The following is a 1568-nucleotide window of genomic DNA, read 5'->3' as shown; positions in this document are numbered from 1 at the left end:
CAAGTAACAGGCACTAAAAAAGGGGATATGGGCTCAACTTGACACGTTGAAAAAATGACCTCCCCCCTTTTGCGACACCCTCTTTAGGCCGGGGAGGATGTCAAATTGATAGATGAGTAGGTCGGTTTTGGCTTTTAAGCCGAGTCGGATTAAGGACTAATAGATCTAGGTCACAGAAAAAAGTAATATTGTAGAAAATAAAAACCCCAAGTGTGTACAAGGGGTTTCTAGTTAAAAATTGTCGATAATGGTCTAGTGTGGACACTCTGTGGACATGTATAGACATAAGTGTATATATCAATAGAATACAAGGATATTTTGAACACCATGCCAGTGTTACATAACCGTATTTCTAATAAAGAGTTGAAAAAACGCATGTTGGCTGAAACTGAGCCGCGCACAACTATCTCTTTTTATAAATATTTTACTATTTCCGACCCACAGGCTTTTCGCGACAGCCTGTATCAAAAATTTACCGAATTATCTGTCTTTGGGCGGGTTTATATCGCCAAAGAAGGTATCAATGCACAGATTAGTGTACCTTCCAAAAATGTCGATGCGTTGAAAGCATTATTGGAGGAGATTGATCCAGCATTATATAATTTGCGCCTTAACATTGCGCTGGAAGATGACGGTAAATCATTCTGGGTATTGCGTCTAAAAGTGCGTGAACGCATTGTTGCTGATGGCATTGAAGATGAAACTTTTAATCCATCTAAAACAGGCGAGTACCTTAAAGCGGAGCAGGTTAACCAAATGTTGGGTGATCCTGAAACCGTTTTTGTCGATATGCGTAACCACTACGAATATGAAGTCGGGCATTTCGAAAATGCGATTGAAGTTCCATCAGATACGTTTCGTGAACAGTTGCCAATGGCTGTAGAAATGCTGAAGGACAATAAAGATAAAAATATAGTTATGTACTGTACTGGCGGAATTCGTTGTGAAAAAGCGAGTGCTTACATGCTGCATAACGGTTTTAACAAAGTCTATCACGTAGAGGGCGGCATTATTGAATATGCTCGTAAAGCGAAAGAACAAGGATTGCCAATTCGATTTATTGGCAAGAACTTTGTCTTTGATGAGCGTATGGGTGAACGTATTTCTGAAGAAATCATTGCGCACTGTCACCAATGTGGAGCGACATGTGATATCCACACCAACTGTAAAAACGATGGTTGCCATTTATTGTTTATCCAGTGCCCATCTTGTGCAGAACGTTTCGAAGGTTGTTGCAGCGATTCTTGTTGTGAAGAGATGAAATTACCAGAAGACAAACAGCGTGCTCGTCGAGCAGGAAGAGAGAACGGGGCTAAGATTTTCAATAAATCCCGTTATCGGTTAAATGATGGTTTGAATATTACCTCACTGCAATCTATTAAGTAACCGCTCTTATCTTGCAAGTTGTGGCTTTTTTTGCCTGCATTCACTTACCCCAGTTACATAATTAGCTATGTGACTGGGGACTCACTCTAGGGCAAACGGGTCTAATTTATACAGATGAAAATCCCACTGTCAGGATTTTCATCATATAGCCATTATCCCAGCCAGCCTTCTGGCGCTTAGTC

The 1568-nt window shown here is 40.6% G+C and carries 1 protein-coding gene; it reads left to right on the top strand.

Annotated features, from left to right (window positions below; translation table 11 throughout):
* Positions 1 to 327: 327 nt before the first annotated feature.
* Positions 328 to 1386, top strand: coding sequence for an oxygen-dependent tRNA uridine(34) hydroxylase TrhO (gene trhO, locus BM135_RS16365; protein WP_092521586.1), 1059 nt, complete (start codon positions 328 to 330; stop codon positions 1384 to 1386).
* Positions 1387 to 1568: the final 182 nt, after the last annotated feature.

Origin of the sequence: Xenorhabdus japonica, assembly GCF_900115195.1 — a bacterium.
GTDB classification, from domain to species: Bacteria; Pseudomonadota; Gammaproteobacteria; order Enterobacterales; family Enterobacteriaceae; genus Xenorhabdus; species Xenorhabdus japonica.
Note: the sequence above shows the minus strand (reverse complement) of the source record. Positions and strands in the feature narration are given on the sequence as shown.

Coding starts and splice junctions, on each gene's coding strand:
- trhO (WP_092521586.1), top strand. CDS start 328: ATGCCAGTGTTACATAACCGTATTTCTAATAAAGAGTTGAAAAAACGC.